Source organism: Exiguobacterium sp. s194 (genome assembly GCF_018618275.1).
In the GTDB taxonomy this organism is placed as follows: domain Bacteria; phylum Bacillota; class Bacilli; order Exiguobacteriales; family Exiguobacteriaceae; genus Exiguobacterium; species Exiguobacterium chiriqhucha.
In genome coordinates, this window is record NZ_JACSLT010000001.1 from 345,903 (window position 1) to 363,876 (window position 17,974).

18 protein-coding genes are annotated in these 17,974 nt (G+C 52.4%); 6 read left to right on the forward strand and 12 right to left on the reverse strand.

Annotated features, from left to right (window positions below):
* Nucleotides 1-30: 30 nt before the first annotated feature.
* From KNP85_RS01780 to KNP85_RS01790, 3 genes are all read right to left on the reverse strand, one after another.
* Entirely contained in the window at nucleotides 31-3,468 is a 3,438-nt protein-coding gene (locus KNP85_RS01780; RefSeq protein ID WP_021067013.1) for a pyruvate carboxylase, read from the reverse strand.
* Between the two features lie 31 nt (nucleotides 3,469-3,499).
* Nucleotides 3,500-4,735 (reverse strand): FtsW/RodA/SpoVE family cell cycle protein, encoded by a 1,236-nt coding sequence (locus KNP85_RS01785; RefSeq protein ID WP_214713849.1) that lies wholly within the window; start codon nucleotides 4,733-4,735, stop codon nucleotides 3,500-3,502.
* Between the two features lie 86 nt (nucleotides 4,736-4,821).
* Nucleotides 4,822-5,100 (reverse strand): Fpa/YlaN family protein, encoded by a 279-nt coding sequence (locus tag KNP85_RS01790; protein WP_021067011.1) that lies wholly within the window; start codon nucleotides 5,098-5,100, stop codon nucleotides 4,822-4,824.
* Between the two features lie 172 nt (nucleotides 5,101-5,272).
* Between KNP85_RS01790 and KNP85_RS01795 the strand changes: the two genes are divergently transcribed.
* Both KNP85_RS01795 and KNP85_RS01800 read left to right on the forward strand, forming a co-directional pair.
* Nucleotides 5,273-5,740 carry a hypothetical protein gene (locus KNP85_RS01795; RefSeq protein ID WP_021067010.1) on the forward strand — a complete coding sequence of 156 codons (468 nt, stop codon included), beginning with the start codon at nucleotides 5,273-5,275 and terminating at the stop codon, nucleotides 5,738-5,740.
* A 92-nt stretch (nucleotides 5,741-5,832) separates the two neighbouring features.
* Nucleotides 5,833-7,044: a multidrug efflux MFS transporter gene (locus tag KNP85_RS01800; protein WP_021067009.1), complete on the forward strand. Its 1,212-nt coding sequence runs from the start codon at nucleotides 5,833-5,835 to the stop codon at nucleotides 7,042-7,044.
* 28 nt (nucleotides 7,045-7,072) lie between these two features.
* On the opposite strand, the gene KNP85_RS01805 is transcribed toward KNP85_RS01800, so the two are convergent.
* Both KNP85_RS01805 and KNP85_RS01810 read right to left on the reverse strand, forming a co-directional pair.
* Nucleotides 7,073-8,389, reverse strand: coding sequence for a PhoH family protein (locus KNP85_RS01805; protein ID WP_021067008.1), 1,317 nt, complete (start codon nucleotides 8,387-8,389; stop codon nucleotides 7,073-7,075).
* A gap of 32 nt (nucleotides 8,390-8,421) precedes the next feature.
* On the reverse strand, nucleotides 8,422-8,871 hold the full coding sequence (locus KNP85_RS01810) for a PNPOx family protein (protein WP_214800918.1): 450 nt from the start codon (nucleotides 8,869-8,871) through the stop codon (nucleotides 8,422-8,424).
* 112 nt (nucleotides 8,872-8,983) lie between these two features.
* Between KNP85_RS01810 and KNP85_RS01815 the strand changes: the two genes are divergently transcribed.
* Complete coding sequence (locus KNP85_RS01815; RefSeq protein WP_021067006.1) at nucleotides 8,984-9,184, forward strand: YlaI family protein; 201 nt, start codon at nucleotides 8,984-8,986, stop codon at nucleotides 9,182-9,184.
* A 41-nt stretch (nucleotides 9,185-9,225) separates the two neighbouring features.
* Here the strand turns inward: KNP85_RS01815 and KNP85_RS01820 are convergent, their stop codons facing one another.
* Together KNP85_RS01820 and typA are read right to left on the reverse strand one after the other, a co-directional pair.
* A complete protein-coding gene (locus KNP85_RS01820) occupies nucleotides 9,226-9,570 on the reverse strand; it encodes a YlaH-like family protein (protein WP_235045181.1) in 345 nt (114 codons plus the stop codon).
* Between the two features lie 86 nt (nucleotides 9,571-9,656).
* Nucleotides 9,657-11,501, reverse strand: a complete 1,845-nt coding sequence (typA, locus tag KNP85_RS01825) for a translational GTPase TypA (protein ID WP_021067004.1) — start codon at nucleotides 11,499-11,501, stop codon at nucleotides 9,657-9,659.
* 163 nt (nucleotides 11,502-11,664) lie between these two features.
* Here typA and KNP85_RS01830 point away from each other — a divergent pair, with 163 nt between their 5' ends.
* A complete protein-coding gene (locus tag KNP85_RS01830) occupies nucleotides 11,665-11,841 on the forward strand; it encodes a hypothetical protein (RefSeq protein ID WP_021067003.1) in 177 nt (58 codons plus the stop codon).
* A 61-nt stretch (nucleotides 11,842-11,902) separates the two neighbouring features.
* On the opposite strand, the gene KNP85_RS01835 is transcribed toward KNP85_RS01830, so the two are convergent.
* The 3 genes from KNP85_RS01835 to KNP85_RS01845 form a co-directional block, all read right to left on the reverse strand.
* A complete protein-coding gene (locus KNP85_RS01835; protein ID WP_058763305.1) occupies nucleotides 11,903-13,156 on the reverse strand; it encodes an inositol monophosphatase family protein in 1,254 nt (417 codons plus the stop codon).
* 79 nt (nucleotides 13,157-13,235) lie between these two features.
* Nucleotides 13,236-13,424 carry a hypothetical protein gene (locus tag KNP85_RS01840; protein WP_015881266.1) on the reverse strand — a complete coding sequence of 63 codons (189 nt, stop codon included), beginning with the start codon at nucleotides 13,422-13,424 and terminating at the stop codon, nucleotides 13,236-13,238.
* Between the two features lie 246 nt (nucleotides 13,425-13,670).
* Nucleotides 13,671-13,937 (reverse strand): UPF0223 family protein, encoded by a 267-nt coding sequence (locus KNP85_RS01845; RefSeq protein ID WP_021067001.1) that lies wholly within the window; start codon nucleotides 13,935-13,937, stop codon nucleotides 13,671-13,673.
* A 171-nt stretch (nucleotides 13,938-14,108) separates the two neighbouring features.
* Here KNP85_RS01845 and KNP85_RS01850 point away from each other — a divergent pair, with 171 nt between their 5' ends.
* Nucleotides 14,109-15,590: an aminotransferase class I/II-fold pyridoxal phosphate-dependent enzyme gene (locus tag KNP85_RS01850; RefSeq protein WP_029595757.1), complete on the forward strand. Its 1,482-nt coding sequence runs from the start codon at nucleotides 14,109-14,111 to the stop codon at nucleotides 15,588-15,590.
* 108 nt (nucleotides 15,591-15,698) lie between these two features.
* Here the strand turns inward: KNP85_RS01850 and KNP85_RS01855 are convergent, their stop codons facing one another.
* Nucleotides 15,699-16,022: a DUF3055 domain-containing protein gene (locus tag KNP85_RS01855; protein ID WP_021066999.1), complete on the reverse strand. Its 324-nt coding sequence runs from the start codon at nucleotides 16,020-16,022 to the stop codon at nucleotides 15,699-15,701.
* Between the two features lie 75 nt (nucleotides 16,023-16,097).
* Between KNP85_RS01855 and aac(6') the strand changes: the two genes are divergently transcribed.
* A complete protein-coding gene (gene aac(6') / locus KNP85_RS01860; protein WP_214800920.1) occupies nucleotides 16,098-16,541 on the forward strand; it encodes an aminoglycoside 6'-N-acetyltransferase in 444 nt (147 codons plus the stop codon).
* 17 nt (nucleotides 16,542-16,558) lie between these two features.
* Here aac(6') and lpdA read toward each other — a convergent pair whose 3' ends face one another.
* Nucleotides 16,559-17,971, reverse strand: coding sequence for a dihydrolipoyl dehydrogenase (lpdA, locus tag KNP85_RS01865; protein ID WP_021066997.1), 1,413 nt, complete (start codon nucleotides 17,969-17,971; stop codon nucleotides 16,559-16,561).
* Between the last annotated feature and the right edge of the window lie 3 nt (nucleotides 17,972-17,974).

Below are 17,974 nucleotides of genomic sequence, written 5' to 3' on the forward strand. Positions count from 1 at the left end.
AGAAGCATAGCGCGGCTATGCTTCTTTTCATTATACAAACTCAATCAATAAGTCGTCACTTTGGATTGTGTCGCCTTCTTTAATATGGACCGCTTTGACTTCTCCGTCTTGCGCGGCTTGGACCGTCGTCTCCATCTTCATCGCTTCCGTGACGAGGAGCTGTTCCCCGCGGTGGACACGGCTACCCGGTTCGACGAGCACTTTCAACACTGAACCCGGCATCGAAGCGCCGACTTGTTTCGGGTTCGCCCGGTCTACTTTCGGACGGCTCGTCGTCGCCGACTTCACGTTCACGTCTTTAATCTCGATTTCACGCGGGACGCCGTTCATCTCGTACGAGACGAGACGGATGCCGTCCTCGTTCGCCGCACTGATTTGAACGAGTTTGATGATCAGTGTCTTCCCGGTCTCGATTTCAACTTGAATCGTCTCACCGACGTTCAATCCGTAGAAGAACGTCAACGTGTCAAGCACCGATACATCCCCGTACGTCGTCGAATGCGTGACATAGTCTTCAAACACTTTCGGATACAATGCGTTCGAGAGCAATTCGAAATCTGTTACCGGACGATCGAGTTTCTCGAACAGTTTCGACTGGGCCGCTTCAAAATCATACGGCTCAATCAACTTACCTGGACGTACGTCAAGCGGCTTCTCACCTTTAAGAATCGCTTGCTGGACATCGGTCGGGAACCCTCCTGGAGGCGTCCCGAGTTCGCCGCGCATCATCTCGACGACCGAATCCGGGAAGTCGAGTTGGTGACCGCGGTCAATCACATCTTGTTCGCTCAAGTTATGCTGGACCATGAATAGCGCCATGTCGCCGACGACTTTCGACGACGGTGTCACTTTGACGATATCCCCGAACAACATGTTGACACGGGCATACATCGACTTCACTTCGCTCCAACGGTCACCCAATCCGACCGCTTTCGCTTGTTGCTGCAAGTTCGAGTACTGTCCGCCCGGCATCTCGTGCTCATATACCGACGGGTTCGAAGCGCGCATGTCGCTCTCGAACGGCTCGTAGTTATGACGCACGTCTTGCCAGTAATCGCTGATGACCTCGTAATGCTTCGCATCGATTTTCGGTTGACGCGCGTGATGGTCAAGCGCATAAATCAAGCTGCCGCCTGAAGGCTGTGACGTCATCCCCGACATCGAGCTCGCAGCCACGTCGACGATATCGACGCCCGCATCTGTCGCCCGGGCGTAAGTGAAGATTCCGTTGCCCGACGCGTCGTGCGTATGCAAGTGGATTGGCAAGTCGACGGCATCTTTCAATGCCGAGACGAGCGCGTACGCCGATTCCGGTTTAAGCAGGCCGGCCATGTCCTTGATGGCAAGGATGTGAGCCCCGCTCGCTTCAAGTTTCTTCGCCAAGTCGACGTAATACGGCAAGTGGTATTTCGGACGGCTACCGTCATACAAGTCACCCGTATAACAAACCGCTGCCTCGGCGACTTTGCCGGTCGGTAACGTCGCGTCAATCGCGAGTTGAATCGACTCGAGGTTGTTCAAACTGTCAAAGATCCGGAACACGTCGACGCCGGCATAGGCCGCTTCGTGGACGAACTTCTCGATGACGTTGTCGGCATAGTTCTTATACCCGACGGCGTTGGCACCGCGGAGCAACATTTGAATCAACACGTTCGGCATCTTCTCACGGAGACGCATGAGGCGTACCCAAGGGTCTTCTGAGAGGAAACGATAGGCGACGTCGAACGTGGCCCCGCCCCATGCCTCGACCGAGAACAGCTCCGGCATGAGCTTGCTCGTCGGTTCGGCGATATTGATGATGTCTTGCGTCCGCATCCGTGTCGCGAGCAGAGACTGGTGCGCGTCGCGCATCGTCGTATCCGTCAATAACAGTTCGGGCTGTCGCTTAATCCAGTCGGCGAGGCCATCCGGACCAAGTTCCGTCAAAATCTGTTTCGTGCCCGGTTTGGCTTCAGCCGGCAGGTCTTGAGGAATCCGGACCGAGCGGCTGATCGGCTTGTCTTTCAAACCGACGCCCGGGAATCCGTTCACCGTGACATCGCCGATATAGTTGAGCAATTTCGTCCCGCGGTCTTTCCGTTTCGGGAAGACGAACAGTTCCGGCGTCTCATCGATGAACGACGTGTTATAGTCGCCGCTGATGAAGTTCTGATGCTTCATCACGTTGATTAAGAACGGGATGTTCGTCTTGATGCCACGAATCCGGAACTCGTTCAAGTTACGGACCATCTTCGAAGCGGCCTGTTCGAACGTCATGCCATGTGTCGACAGCTTCACGAGGAGCGAATCGTAATATGGTGAAATCTCGGCACCGACGTAGGCGTTCCCACCGTCAAGTCGGACGCCGAAGCCGCCCGGAGAACGGTAGGCCATGATTTTACCGGTATCCGGCATGAAGTTGTTGGCCGGGTCTTCCGACGTGACACGCGATTGGATCGCGTAACCGAGCAATTTGATATCTTCTTGTTTCGGCATGTGGATGACGTCGCCGTGGAGCGACTCACCTTGTGCGATCATGAGTTGCGTCTGAACGATATCGAAGCCAGTCACCATCTCGGTGATCGTATGCTCGACTTGAATACGTGGGTTGACTTCGATGAAGTAGAACGACTCGTCTTCCGTGACGAGGAATTCGACCGTACCGGCATTGATGTAGCCGACGTGGCGCATCAGTTTCACGGCTGCGTCACAGATGGCTTGACGCGACGCATCCGATAACGTCACACAAGGTGCGACTTCGACGACTTTTTGGTGACGGCGCTGGACCGAGCAGTCGCGTTCGAACAAGTGAATGATGTTCCCGTGGTCATCCCCGAGGATTTGGACCTCGATGTGTTTCGGGCGTTCCACTAGTTTTTCTATGTACACTTCGTCTGAACCGAACGCTTGCTTCGCTTCTGACTTGGCACGTTCAATCAAATCTTTCATCTCGGCTTCCGTACGGATGACGCGCATCCCGCGGCCGCCTCCTCCCATCGCGGCTTTGACCATGAGCGGGAAGCCGTGCTCGTTCGCAAAGTCTAAAGCGTCCTCATAAGACGTGAGTGGTCCGTTCGAACCTGGAATGACCGGGAGTCCGGCTGCAATCGCACTTTGACGGGCCCGAACTTTATCCCCGAACGCATGAAGGTGCGATTCGTTCGGACCTACGAAGATGATGCCTTCTTCACGGCAACGACGTGCGAGTTCGATATTCTCAGACAAGAATCCGTAACCTGGATGAATCGCGTCAGCCCCCGACTGTTTCGCGATGCGGATCACGTCCTCGATATCGAGATAGGCGTCAATCGGTTTTTTATCGAGACCAATCAAATAAGCTTCATCCGCTTTAAAGCGGTGTAACGAGCCGCTGTCTTCTTGAGAATAGACGGCGACCGTGCGCATCCCTAATTCAGTGGCGGCACGGAACACGCGAATGGCGATTTCACCACGGTTGGCTACGAGTAATTTGCTAATTGATTTCAACATAAATCCCCCCATTTAAGTAGTTCAATCCTTTTTACCTTACAACATGCAATGATGAACTTTGAACGTTTTCTGCGGATTTCTCCCGAATTTCTGCCCGTTTCGTCGCTTCCCGGTGCCGATTTCGCATCGAGATGCTACTGAGCACACCGAGAATCCCCATCGTCATGATGAGTGACGTCCCGCCGTAACTGACGAGCGGGAGCGTGACACCTGTACCCGGGAACCAACCGGACATGGCACCGATATTGATTCCGGTTTGGACCATGATTTGAGCGGCGATGCCGAACGAGACGAACATCGCGAAATGACTATCGCTATGGTTGGCGATATTGACGGCCCGGAAAGCGATGAAGAACAGCAAGGCGAGGACGACGACGACCCCGATAAAGCCGAGCTCTTCAGCGATGATGGACATGATATAGTCCGTCTCCGGTTCCGGCAAGTACCCATACTTCTGATAACTGTTCCCGAGACCGACGCCGGTCAAGCCCCCATGGACGATCGAGATGATCGACATGAGCAATTGGTGCCCGTAGCCTTCAGGGTCCATGAATGGATTGAAGACGACTTCGATCCGGCTGCGCTGGTTCTCCGAGAAGATTGTCGTGAACATCAGATAGACAAGTCCAAACCCGGCGAGCACAGCAGGCACGATGATCCGAAGCGGCGCCCCGACGGCAAGCCACATGAGGAACATGATGGCCCCGAGGACGAACAAGCCCCCCATATCCGGCTGTCCGTTGATGGCGATGGCGTATGGGAAAAAGAAGTAGATGACCGGTATCATGAAGAAGGCACCAAACTGAGCCCGGATTCCTTTTTTAGTGATAGCGGCTCGCCCTAGTCGACCAGGCAACCCTTTCAGCTCCCCATTCCACAACTGGTGATAATAGTTGGCGAGCAGTAGAATCAACACGAATTTGGCGATCTCGACCGGTTGAATCGTAAAGCTGCCGATGATGAGCCAGGCCCGCGCACCGTTGAGCGGTGGCATCGCCCACGTGATGAACAACAGTACGACCGATAAGAAATAGAGGCCATACAAAATATTAGGTTTTCTAAAGTTCTCATAGCGGAACATCGTCGCAATGAAGTAGACGACAATCCCGATCCCTGCGTAGACGAGTTGGCGATAGAACAAGCCGCTGTTCGCGTAATCGCCGCGATTCCACACGCTCGCACTATAAATCATGATCGAACTGATTCCGACGAGCATGAGCACTGCAATGAACAACGAGAAATCAAAATACCGAAACCGAGTTTTCATGTTTTCACTTCCTTATGTACAACAATCACTGACCCATTATAAAAAAATACTCAAACAGCGCCGCTTGCACAGTTTGAGTATAAGGTTCATAAATCTGAAGCTTCCGCGAGGGCGGACAGCTTTTGTTCCAATGAATCGAGCAGTCCTTTACCTTCAATGTCTGAAATGAGTCCAAGACGGACCGCAAAATCAATTTGGCGTGATAGACCGAACATATGTGTATCAAGCACCTCTTCATAAAGCGGGCACTTCGGCATTTTTAGGTTTTCTAACTGCACTTCAATCAAACAACGGATTTTTTCTGCGTCTGCCTCTAATAGTTGAAGCGCTTGCTCCCGTTGGACTGCAGCCAAATTTGTCGCCACTACGACCCCTCCTCCGTACAATGACAGACTGTTTGTCATAACTCAACTGTACATTATATTTCATCATAATTCAATGAACAGTCTGGATTCGCGGCGAGTTTCTCGCAGTTTCCCTTTTTCTGAGAAAGAGCTGTATAATGTACAGTGTATTGTGAATAAAGGGGGCGTATCCATGATTTTTCCACTAGACGGAGCGGTTCGTCACGCGCTGACGATCGACCCGACCGTATGGATTTTTGATGACCGCAAGCGAAACGTCGAGGATCTCGACCGCGCGGTAGAAAGTGACAACGACGCATACTATGCCAAGATGGGGAAGGCATGGGATGACGGCTTGACGCAAGGGTCACGCGTCGACCATAACAAACCGATGTCTCGGGCTGATAAGGATGCGGCGCTGCGCGACTCGTTCGCGATGCCGTTCGCGCCATTCCTTCAAAATGCCGAACCGATCGCCACGGCGACGCACGTCAGTTTTTATGGGGAGACGGTGCTCACGTTGCCAATCGACGAGGCCAGAAGCGTTTACTTACAGTTCTCTCGAGACGGAAAAGTACTCGCGGACGGTCCGGTGTACGTCTTGCACAATCAACAAGTATGGCGCGGTGTCCATCACATCGCCGTGCGAACAGAGGCATGATAGAGAAGGCACAGCGCCTTCTCTTTTTTTAGACTTTTTACTTCATAAAGTGTAACATATAGGGTATCGAAAAACTTCAATCTCGAAAGGTCGTGACGCTTACGTACCCTTTATGGAAGAAAAACTTAATCATCGTCTGGATCGGTAGCTTTTTGACGGCGGCCTCGATGAGTCTAGTCCTACCGTTCCTCCCCTTGTTCATCGAAGAACTCGGGGTCACCGATCCCGACCAAGTCGTTACGTGGTCCGCGGTCGCGTTCGGCGCCACTTTCCTCGTGGCTGCCATCGTCTCCCCGCTGTGGGGACGGCTCGCCGACCAAAAAGGCCGCAAATTGATGCTCATCCGCGCTAGTCTCGGTATGGCCGTCGTCATGACGCTCATCAGTTTCGTCCAAGACGTGTATCAGCTCGTCGGTTTACGGCTCTTAATGGGTGCCGTATCCGGATTTATCTCGGCGGGGATCACCCTCGTCGCTTCACAAACGCCTAAAGAGAAAAGTGGCTGGGCGCTCGGCACACTGTCGACCGGTGGCATCACCGGCGGACTCCTCGGTCCCTTGATTGGAGGACTCCTCGCAGACTTGATTGGGCTTCGACCCGTTTTTCTCTTGACCGGCAGTGCCTTATTCATCACGTTCCTCATCACACTCGTGTTCGTCAAAGAGGACTTTGTGCCGGTGGCGCGCGAGCGGCTTGATTCGACGCGATCGATGATCGCCTCGCTCCGTAACCCGCAACTCATATTTAGTCTGTTTCTGACGACGTTCTTAATCACGTTCTCGGCCCAATCGATTGGCCCGCTGTTGACGCTGTATGTCCGGGAATTGAACCCGTATACGACGTCGCTCGCCTTTATCGCAGGGATCGTCGCGTCAGCTCCGGGTGTGGCCGCCCTCATTTCCGCACAACGTCTCGGTCGGCTCTCCGACCGCTACGGGGCCGAACGCATCCTGTTCTGGGCGCTCATCGTCTATAGCGCCTTCTTGATTCCACAGGCGTTCGTGACGTCGACGACACAACTCGTCATCATGCGATTCGGCCTCGGCTTCGCCACGGCGGCACTCATGCCGTCGGTACAGTCGTTACTCCGCCAACATACGCCGAGCCGGGCGACCGGCCGCATCTTCTCTTATAACCAATCGGCCCAGTTCATGGGCAACTTGCTCGGACCGTTGTTCGGTTCGCAAGTCGTCGCCCACTTCGGATTCTCGGCACTGTTTATCGTGACCGGTCTGATTATGCTGATGAACGCCTTCCTGGAAAAATCGAACGTGCAAGTGGCACTCCATCCGAATACGAAATAAACGCCGAGCGGCCGCTCGGCGTTTTTCGTTATAGTAAATCGGCGGCCAACCGGGCGAGCGACGAGCGCTCCCCTTTGATGAGTTGGACGTGTCCGAATACGTTTTGACCTTTGAAGCGTTCGACGGCGTACGTGAGACCGTTCGAATACTCGTCCAAATACGGATGGTCGATTTGATACGGGTCCCCGACGAGGACGATTTTCGAGTTCTCGCCGACCCGGGTCAGAATCGTCTTAATCTCATGTTTCGTCAAGTTTTGGGCCTCGTCGATGATAATGAACTGATCCGGCATGCTGCGACCACGGATATACGTGAGCGCCTCGAGCTGAATCGATTTGATGCCGGCCAAGATGTTCCCGAGTTCGTCTTTCGAGTTGGCGTTGAACAAGAACTCCAAGTTATCATAAATCGGCTGCATCCATGGCCGGAGCTTCTCTTCCATCTCACCGGGCAAATAACCGATGTCGTTCCCCATCGGGACGACCGGCCGGGCCACGACGAGCTTGTTGAAGCGACGTTCGTCTTCGACGAGCGACAGACCTGCCGCGAGCGCGAGCAACGTCTTCCCGGTACCTGCCTTCCCGAGCAGTGTCACGAACGGAATATCGTCCCGCAACAACAAGTCGAGCGCCATCCGTTGCTGGACGTTACGGGGATGGATGCCCCACACGTGTTCGACGTCTAGCGAGAGCGGACGGAGGATCGGTTGCAACCCATCGACGACCGCGAGTGCGCTCGCTTTCGAGACGTTACTCTTTAAGACGACGAATGAGTTCGGATATAGCTGATTTTTTGAAACGGCTTCTAGCGGAAGCTGTCGGACTTTATAAAATTCATCGATGATGGCTTGATCGACTTCGATTTCACGATAGCCGGCGTATAAATTCGTCGTATCGACGATATGGTCGGTCAAGTAATCCTCGGCTTCAATGCCGATGGCGTCCGCTTTGACACGGACGAGTATATCTTTCGAGACGACCACGACTTTACGGGTCCGGTCGTGCTCGTATTGTTTCATCAGTCCAAGTGCCACGGTCAGGATACGATTGTCGTTCGTCATGACGTCGAACGGGAAATCGACAGTATGCTCGTGACCGATCTCGACGAACAATCGTCCGCCGTTCTCGAGCGGGACCCCGTCGTGCAGTTTACCGGTCGTCCGCAATTGATCGAGCACGCGCGCCGTTTCTCGGGCGTTGCGGCCGACTTCATCCATATTACGTTTTTTACCGTCAAGCTCTTCTAAAACGATGGCGGGAATGACGACATCGTGCTCATCGAATTGGAACAAGGATAGTGGGTCGTGTAAGAGTACGTTCGTATCGAGCACATACGTTTTTTTCATAGACTTTGCCGCCCCTCGAAAATTGTTGGTGATCAAGAATTCAAACTCTCCTTGACTTCACGGTCCAACTTTTCTGCTGCTTCGACATCGTACGTCTTGACGATGTCCGGTTGTCCATAGGTTGCCCCGTAAAAGGAAATGTTACGGACCTCTTCGACTTTCCCTTCAAAAAAGCGAAGGTGTAACGCCGGCTTCACGCTCGGCTCGAATTCGTGTACGTGTGACAGGGCGATACTGTAGGCAAGTCCCCCTTCAAGAAAGATGAGACTCGCTGTCTTCTCATACGAGAGCAACGTGATCACATGCGAATTCTTCGTCAACGCCAAGCGAATCGTCCTCTCGTTCGGCGCTTGCACCCAGCTGATCGCATGGGTGATCGGCCACCGTTTCGGCTCATCATACGTGACTAAGAACGTCAACGGCATCTCGTTCAATACGTCTTGTTGCGCCCTCGAAAGTTCGAACGCAGCTTTACTCGCCATAGACTCCCCTCCTCCCGAACGGGTATACGAAATGGATTCGCCCTTACAAACCTCTTTCCCTGCTTTTCTCTCCTGAAATCATGCTATAATCAACGAAGAGGAAGGTGAGACCATGCGCGTAAAGTGCTCTCTTTGTGACAAAATCGATACGATTGATTCGTGGTCGTTCGAAGCGAAACGACTTCGTAATAAACCTGCTAAAACGTACATGTGCCAGACGTGTCAAGAACGCATCACCGCGCGAACAGCGGAGCGTGCCGCGACCGGCCAATTCCACCTATATCCATCGTTCCGCCAAAAACGGAGATGGTAAGCAAAAATGGACGTTTCGCCCGAGGGCGAAACGTCCATTTTTTAATGTGATTCGATGCCTTGTCGACGGTTCCACCAAAGGCGGCCCCGGTAGATTGCCAAGACGACAGCCATGACAAGGAGAACTTCTGGAATCGGCCATGTGAAGAAGACGAGCGCCATCGTGCCTGCCCCGAGTGCGAGCAGCATATAGACGACGAGTGATTTCCACCACGTCAATTGTTTCGCAAAACCTAATTTAAACACAAGGATCGTCAATAAGATGACCGTGATGATTAACGCGTTGAACCCGACCGAGAAGTCGTTCGCGTCACTGCCGACGCCAAGTAGCGAGGCGATCCACGGCACATCGATTTGTGTGATGTCCATCGTTTGAGAAGCTTTCAAGCTGATAATCCCCCTTTATTTCCTACACAACCATTCTACACTATCCAAAACAAAAGGGAACGCCTGGGCGCTCCCTTTTTTAAGACTTATTCTTTACCAAGTTTACGACGCTTGTCAGCTTTCTCGCGTTCGTTCTTGTTCAAGACTTTTTTACGGAGACGGATCGACTCCGGCGTGATTTCACAGTACTCGTCATCGTTCAAGAACGTGAGCGATTCTTCGAGTGAGAAGACGCGTGGACGTTTCAAGACTTGTGTCGAGTCTTTTGCTGAAGCACGCATGTTCGTCAACTGTTTCCCTTTGACGGCGTTGATTGCGAGGTCGACGTCACGGTTACATTCACCAATGATCATTCCCTCGTATACTTCTACACCTGGCTCGATGAAGATCGTTCCACGGTCTTCAAGGGCACCGATCGAGTAAGCCGTCGACTTACCAGGTTCGATACAAACCATGACACCACTGCGGCGTCCGCCGATGTCAGCAGCGATGAACGGACGGTACTCTTCGAACGTGTGGTTCAAGATTCCATATCCGCGTGTCGCTGACAAGAACTCGTTACGATAGCCGATGAGACCACGTGAAGGAACGATGAATTCCATACGTGTTTGACCGTTGTCGTTCGTGTTCATGTTGGCAAGTTCCCCTTTACGGAGACCGATTGATTCCATGACTGAACCTGTGTACTCTTCTGGCACGTCAACGATGACGCGTTCGAACGGCTCAATTTTCGTACCATCTTCGTCTTCACGAATGATAACTTGTGGTTTCGAAACTTGAAGTTCGTAGCCTTCACGACGCATGTTCTCGATCAAGATCCCGAGGTGAAGCTCACCGCGGCCTGAAACGACCCATTGGTCAGGTGAATCAGTGTTCTCGACACGGAGTGAAACGTCCGTCTCGAGTTGTTTCATCAAACGCTCTTCGATTTTACGTGCCGTCACGAAATCGCCTTCGCGTCCTGCGAATGGAGAGTTGTTTGTCATGAAACGCATTTGAAGCGTCGGCTCATCGATGCGGAGAAGCGGAAGTGGCTCTTCTTTACCGACTGGCGTGACCGTCTCACCGACGTTGATGTCTTCCATCCCGGCGATGGCGATCAAGTCACCAGCTTTGGCTTCTTCGATTTCAACACGTTTGAGGCCGAAGTAACCGAACAATTTAGTGACGCGCAATTGTTTGATTGATCCGTCTGTTTTGCAAAGTGACACTGATTCGCCGACTTTGATTTTCCCACGGAAGACGCGACCGACACCGATTCGGCCGAGGTAGTTGTCGTAGTCGAGCATCGTGACTTGGAACTGAAGCGGCTCATCCGAGTTATCGATTGGTGCCGGTGTGTTCTCAAGAATCGTGTCGAGCACGTACGTGATTGTATCTTCTTGCTTCTCTGGATCAGGATCGAACGAACTTGAACCGCTGACAGCAGACGTATAGACGACAGGGAATTCAAGTTGATCTTCATCTGCTCCAAGGTCGATCAACAAGTCGACAACTTCGTCGACGACGTCGAGTGGGCGTACCATCGGCTTGTCGATTTTGTTAACGACAACGATTGGACGGAGACCTTGGTCGAGTGCTTTCTTCAATACGAAACGCGTTTGCGGCATGCAGCCTTCACGTGCATCGACAACGAGGATAACGCCGTCAACCATACGCATGATACGCTCTACTTCACCACCGAAATCGGCGTGACCTGGTGTATCAACAATGTTGATGCGTGTATCTTTATAATCGATTGCCGTGTTTTTCGCGAGAATCGTGATTCCGCGTTCACGTTCGATGTCGTTCGAGTCCATGGCGCGTTCTGCGACCATTTCGTTTGTCCGGAATGTACCAGACTGTTTCAATAATTCATCGACGAGCGTTGTTTTACCATGGTCAACGTGGGCGATGATGGCTACGTTCCGAAGGTTAGTTCTTACATTCATGTAGTTAGTCCTCTCTTATTTAAAAAAGTTTCATCTTTTATTCAACTTTAAGAGTATAGCACACGTCCCACCACCTTTGTCGAGTGTTATCAACTGTTAACGTTTTCAAACGCATCATTTTTGACTACAATGAAGAAGACTAGCGAAAGAAGGGGGAATCTCCATGCAACTCATGTTCGTTTTAATCGCGACCGCGGTCGTCGCCGGCTTCGTCGGTATCGGCATCGGTGTCGCTGAAGGAAGTGCCGCCATCATCATCGGCAGTCTCGCCTTGAGCGGCATCGCCACATTTTTTGGAATCAACTTGCGCCGCCGGGTCCTCTCGAACCGACGTCCATAACACAAGGCCCGGGCAAAACGCCCGGGCCTTCTTTATGATTTTGTCCTTTTTGCGCCCACGCTTATAGGTCGCGCGTCAGACAGATGCGGTCACGCAAGGCGAGCCCGTCCTCTTCGATTGGCGGATAACCGTGGTCCGGGAAGTAATCCCGCTCGACTGATTCAAAGCGGAAACCGGCTTGTTGATAGAAGCGCAACTGGACGATGCTCGAGTTGCCCGTACAGACGAGCATTTGCTTCGCCCCGCTGCTCTCGGCCCGACGAATCGCGTCTTGGAGCAGGCGTTGCCCGATCGTCTGGTTCTGCCGTTCCGGTTTGACGGCGATATTGACGAGCTCGATTAACGTCTCGCTGCGTTTGACGAGCATGTACGCCCCGACACGTTCCCCGCCGAGCGTGGCCTCATATGTCGTCCCGGCTTTGTATTGATCGCGGACCATCGTTTCATTCGGGTTGGCCAGGACGAGCAAGTCACGGACGCGGTCGTAAGACCCGTTGATTCCAATTTGCAAGTCCGGCTTCACTTCAGGGGTCGCGCCCTTGGCGATGACGTAATGCTTCACCACGTCCTTGACGAACGTCTCGCTCCCCGCGAGAACGGACGTCTTCCCGTCATAACGGACCGGCTCCCCATAAATCGAGACGACCCGTCCCCCGACCTCTTCGACGAGCAGTTTACCGGCAGCATAGTCCCACGGCATATTGCGCATCGTGATATACCCGTCGACTCGTCCCGCTGCGAGCCAGGCGAGTTCGAGCGAGGCGGCCCCATGCGCCCGCGTGCCGACGGAATCGCGCACAATCGGCGCGAGCACTTCCGGTGCAATTTGCTGATTCGGCGTCACCCATGTCGCGTTCATACTGAGGAAAGCATCCCGGACGTGGTGCTCTTTGATGGTCGGGAGTTTCCGGCCGTTCAGCGTCGTCCCGACGCCACGGCGTGCGACGAACAGCTCATCCGCCATCACATCGTAAACGAAGCCGTACTCGACGACCCCATCGACCATGATGGCAATCGAGATGGCGAACATCCGCTTTTGATGGATGAAGTTCAATGTGCCGTCAATCGGGTCGACGAACCAGACCGTGCCCGACAAATCATCCGGTTCCGTCGAGATACCCTCTTCCCCGATAATATGATGCTCGGGATACGACTCACGAATCCGGTCGACAATCAACTGTTCGACGGCCCGATCGATTTCCGTGACCAAATCACCTTTCCCCGTCTTGCGTTCGATTCGATAGCTCTCGTCAATCTGTAAGCGGATATACTCCCCTGCCTGTTTTATCAAGTCAATCGCGAACCATTCCAACATGTTTATCACCTCTATTATGTATTGTACCAAACAAAAACCAGTATCCGCATGGAATACTGGTTGAATGGGTGGTTGTGGGTCAGGCTTCGAGACGCAATAGTTCTTGGCGATATTTCTCTAACCGATGCTTGCTAGCCTGGACAGTGGCATCATCTTGTGACGCCATTGCATCGAAGAGCGTTGCCAATTCATAATCAATCTCTAAGCGCAGCACCGGAATCCGTTTTTCTGCGTCTTTTCTTTTGAATGCCTCGATCACTTGTTTCATGAGATGCCACACTCCTTTAGTTGGGCTACAAGTTACGGTTTAGTAAGTTGAATTGAGTATATCAGATGAGATTCAAAAAAGAAAGAGAATTGTCTGACTATTTTGAATTTTTTATCTTAGTGAGTATATTCCCATTTCAACTAAGCCTAAACCTGATTGAACTGTTAATGATATGTACCCTATTTATTAGAGAAATAACAAAAAAAGCATGAGAAAACGGTTACGTCCTCCCATGCTTTCAAGCAGTTACAACTTTATAATCTTTGCATTTGATTTTAGGGCCGCTTGGACCGTACGATAGGTAGAGTATCCGGTCTGCTCATCGTGAACGGCACTCAGCTGTTTCTCTTCTGACTTCGACGTCACGATTTGTTTGAACGACCGATACGCGTCCAAAAACGACTCCCGGTCGACACCGCCTTCATTGGCCAAGGCGACTTGGTTATAGAACTCGACGACTTCAATCAGTTCATCTGTCGTCCAGTCCGGATTAATCGGATAGTTGATTTGCATATTCTTCACCTCGACAACCATTGTATCAACAAAAAAAACTATTGCAAGTTGGGATAGAAATCACTATAGTTTTTTTGTTGCATTGTTTTTGAATCGAAATGTTCAGATTGCCCAAAGCTTGAAACCAAACCGACAACCCATATACACACTGTTATCAAGGAGGACTTACTATTGAAACTTAAAGGTGCTACACAGCTCGAGACACCGCTCTTTGACACGTTGCTCACGCACGTTGATACGAACCCGATCGCGTTCCATATCCCTGGCCATAAAGGCGGAAAAGGGATGGACCCTCAATTCCGTGACTTCATCGGCGAAAACGCCTTGAAGATCGATTTGATCAACATCGCCCCGCTCGATGATCTCCATCATCCGAAAGCGTCGATTGCCGAGGCCGAGCGCCTCGCTGCCGAGGCGTTCCGTGCCGACGAGACGTTCTTCTCGGTCCAAGGGACGTCGAGTGCCATCATGGCGATGATCATGGGCGTCGTCGGTCCAAACGAGAAAATCATCGTTCCCCGGAACGTGCATAAATCCGTCATGTCCGCCCTCATCTTGACCGGGGCCCACCCGGTCTTCATCCATCCGGAATATGATGAGACGTACGGGATTGCCCACGGGATCACAGCAAGCGCCGTCGAACGCGCCCTCGAGATGCACCCGGACACGAAAGCAGTCCTCGTCATCAACCCGACCTACTTCGGCATCGCCGGTGACTTAGAGCGCATCGTCGCCGTCGCCCATGCGCAAGACGTACCGGTCCTCGTTGATGAGGCTCACGGTGTCCACTTGCCGTTCCACGACGAGCTCCCGCTCTCGGCGATGCAAGCCGGAGCGGACGTAGCGGCCACGAGCGTACACAAGCTCGGCGGCTCGATGACGGGAAGTTCGATTTTGAACGTCCGTCGCGGTCTCGTCTCCCCGGAACGGATTCACGCGATGTTGTCGATGATTACGACGACGTCGACGTCTTACCTCCTCCTCGCGTCGCTCGACGCGGCCCGTCGTCAATTGGCGACGAAAGGAGAAGCGATGAACGAACGTGCCCTCACGCTCGCACGTACGGCTCGTACGGCCATCGACAATATGCCGCACTTATCGGTATACGGTCACGCCGAACTCCATTCAGAGTCGACGTACGCGCTCGACGAGACGAAAATCCTCGTCTCTGTCCGTGAGCTTGGGATCACCGGCTTTGAAGTCGAGAAGTATTTGCGTGAGACGCATCGCATCGAAGTCGAGATGTCAGATTTGTTGAACGTACTGTTCATCGTGACGAGCGCCGACGACGAATCGACGATTCAAGCGTTGATTGACGGTATGCGTGACGTCGTATCGGTTTACGATCAGTCAGGAAATGATTCACTATCGATCATGCTCCCTGAGATTCCACCGCTTGCACTCAGCCCGCGTGACGCGTTCTACGAGGAGACGGAGACGATTCCGCTCGAGAACGCCGTCGGACGCATCTCGGCCGAGTTCATCATGGTGTATCCACCAGGAATCCCGATCATCATCCCGGGAGAACTGATCACGACTTCGACGCTCGACTATATCATGGCGAACATCGAGGCCGGTCTTCCCGTCCAAGGACTTGAAGATGAATCGCTTCAAATGATTAAAGTCATCCAACAGACAAAAGCCATCCGTTAAGACGAAAGCGAGCCGGTCCATATGGACCGGCTCGCTTTGTGTCATCAATAGAAAAGGTAGCTTATGATGATCGAATTGCTTCCCCTACGTACCATTATAAGAAAACGCTTACATTTTTTCAAGGGTAGAATTTGGCGATTGTTCTTGTTCTTGCCCACTTTCGTCCAGACAGAGTCGTAAAAACTCGGCGACGTGGTCTGTATCACGCAACGCGATCCCGAGCATCGGATACAGTTGTCTCGGTTCTTCGAGCGCATGGATGTCAAGAAGGGCAGACTGCCCGGTCTGCATACAGACGACGAGCACTTTCCCCATGAATTGATGCGTATACACAAAGCCGAAATCATAACGTGACGTCTCGGTCTCGATTCCCGTGAAGCGGACACGGCTCGTCTCAGAGACGGTATATAACAATTCTTCATCGAACGCCATCATCGTTCCCTCCTTTCTCACTTCATTCCTTATTTTCCTTTATACTGAACGTACGAAACATAAGGAGGACGACTTATGAAGATTCGAAAAGCGAACGAACAAGATTGCGACGAACTGGTGCGACTCATGCGGCAATTATGGCCAGACGCGCCTGAAGCCGAACTGATCCCTGAGGTGCGGCTCGGGATTCGTTCCGGCAAGATGCACTATTTTATCGCGGAAACGGATGAAGCGGTCGGCTTTTGCCAGCTTAGCTTCCGTCATGACTACGTCCCCGGAACGACCTCTTCCCCGACCGCCTTTTTAGAAGGAATTTACGTCGTTGCATCCGTGCGACAGCAAGACGTGGCGACACGGCTTGTCGAAGCAGCCTCCGCCTACGCCAGGTCGAAAGGATGTGACGAGCTCGCCTCCGATACGGAAATCGAGAACGACGGCAGCCAACGGTTCCATGAACGCATCGGCTTCCAAGAAGTCGAACGGACCGTCCATTACGTAAAAAAGCTCTCTCGCGAGTAAGCGAGAGAGCTTTTGACTTATTTAACGACGTGGATTGGCATACCCATTGCGATTTCTGCCGCTTCCATTGCCATCTCACCGAGTGATGGGTGAGCGTGGATTGTAAGCGCGATATCTTCTGCAGTCATGCCTGCTTCGATGGCGAGACCAAGCTCGGCAATCATATCTGAAGCGCCAGTTCCCGCGATTTGAGCACCGATCAAGAGACCGTCCTCTTTACGCGTGATGAGCTTCATGAAGCCGTCTGGCTCGTCAAGAGCGAGGGCACGACCGTTCGCTGCGAATGGGAATTTCGATACAGTGATCTCAAGTCCTTCTTCTTTTGCGAGTGGCTCTGTGTAACCGACTGTTGCAAGTTCAGGGTCAGTGAAGACGACCGCTGGGATTGCTGAGTAGTCGAGGTAAGCTGGCTTACCGGCAGCTGCCTCCGCTGCGACTTTCGCTTCGTAAGAAGCTTTGTGCGCGAGCGGTGGTCCTGGTACGATGTCGCCGATTGCGTAGATGTTTTCGTTCGACGTTTTGCACTGGTCGTCGATTTCGATGATGCCGCGGTCGCTGATTTTAACTTCCGCGTTTTCGAGACCGATGTCGCCAGTGTTTGGACGACGGCCGACTGTGACGAGGACGTAGTCCGCTTCAACAGACTGCTCTTCGCCGTTCACTTCAAACTTAACTGTTACGCCGTCTTCTGTTTCCTCGACGCCTTTTGCAAGAGCGTTCGTGTGAATCGTGACGTTGCCTTTTTGTTTGAGTTTCTTTTTGACGATTTGCGTCATTTGTGGCTCGAAGCCAGACAAGATGTCGCTTGCGCCTTCAACGACGACGACTTCTGTATCGAAGTTCGCGTACGCTGTGCCGAGCTCCATACCGATGTATCCGCCGCCGATGACGACGAGTTTCTTCGGTACTTCAGGAAGAGCCAATGCGCCAGTTGAAGAAAGGACGCGTTTTGACCATTTGAACGATGGAATCTCGATAGGTGTTGAACCAGTCGCGATGATCGCTTTTTTGAACTTGTAAGGAGTCGAGCTATCTTCTGTGATGACACGTACTGTGTCTTCAGATGCGAAGAAAGCTTCACCTTGAACGATTTCAATCTTGTTACCTTTCAAAAGGCCTTTGACGCCGCCAGTCAATTTATTGACGACCGACTGTTTCCAGTCTTGGACTTTTGTGAAGTCGACTGACACGTTATCAGACGTGATCCCCATTGAAGAGTGACCTTTAGCGTGCTGGAAGTTGTGACCAGCAGTGATCAATGCTTTCGATGGGATACAACCGACGTTCAAGCAGACGCCACCAAAGTTTCCTTTTTCGACGATCGTGACTTTAAGGCCGAGTTGTGCGCCACGGATGGCTGCGACGTATCCACCAGGACCGGCGCCGATGACAAGCAAATCAGTTTCTTGTGCGAATTCTCCTACTACCATGTT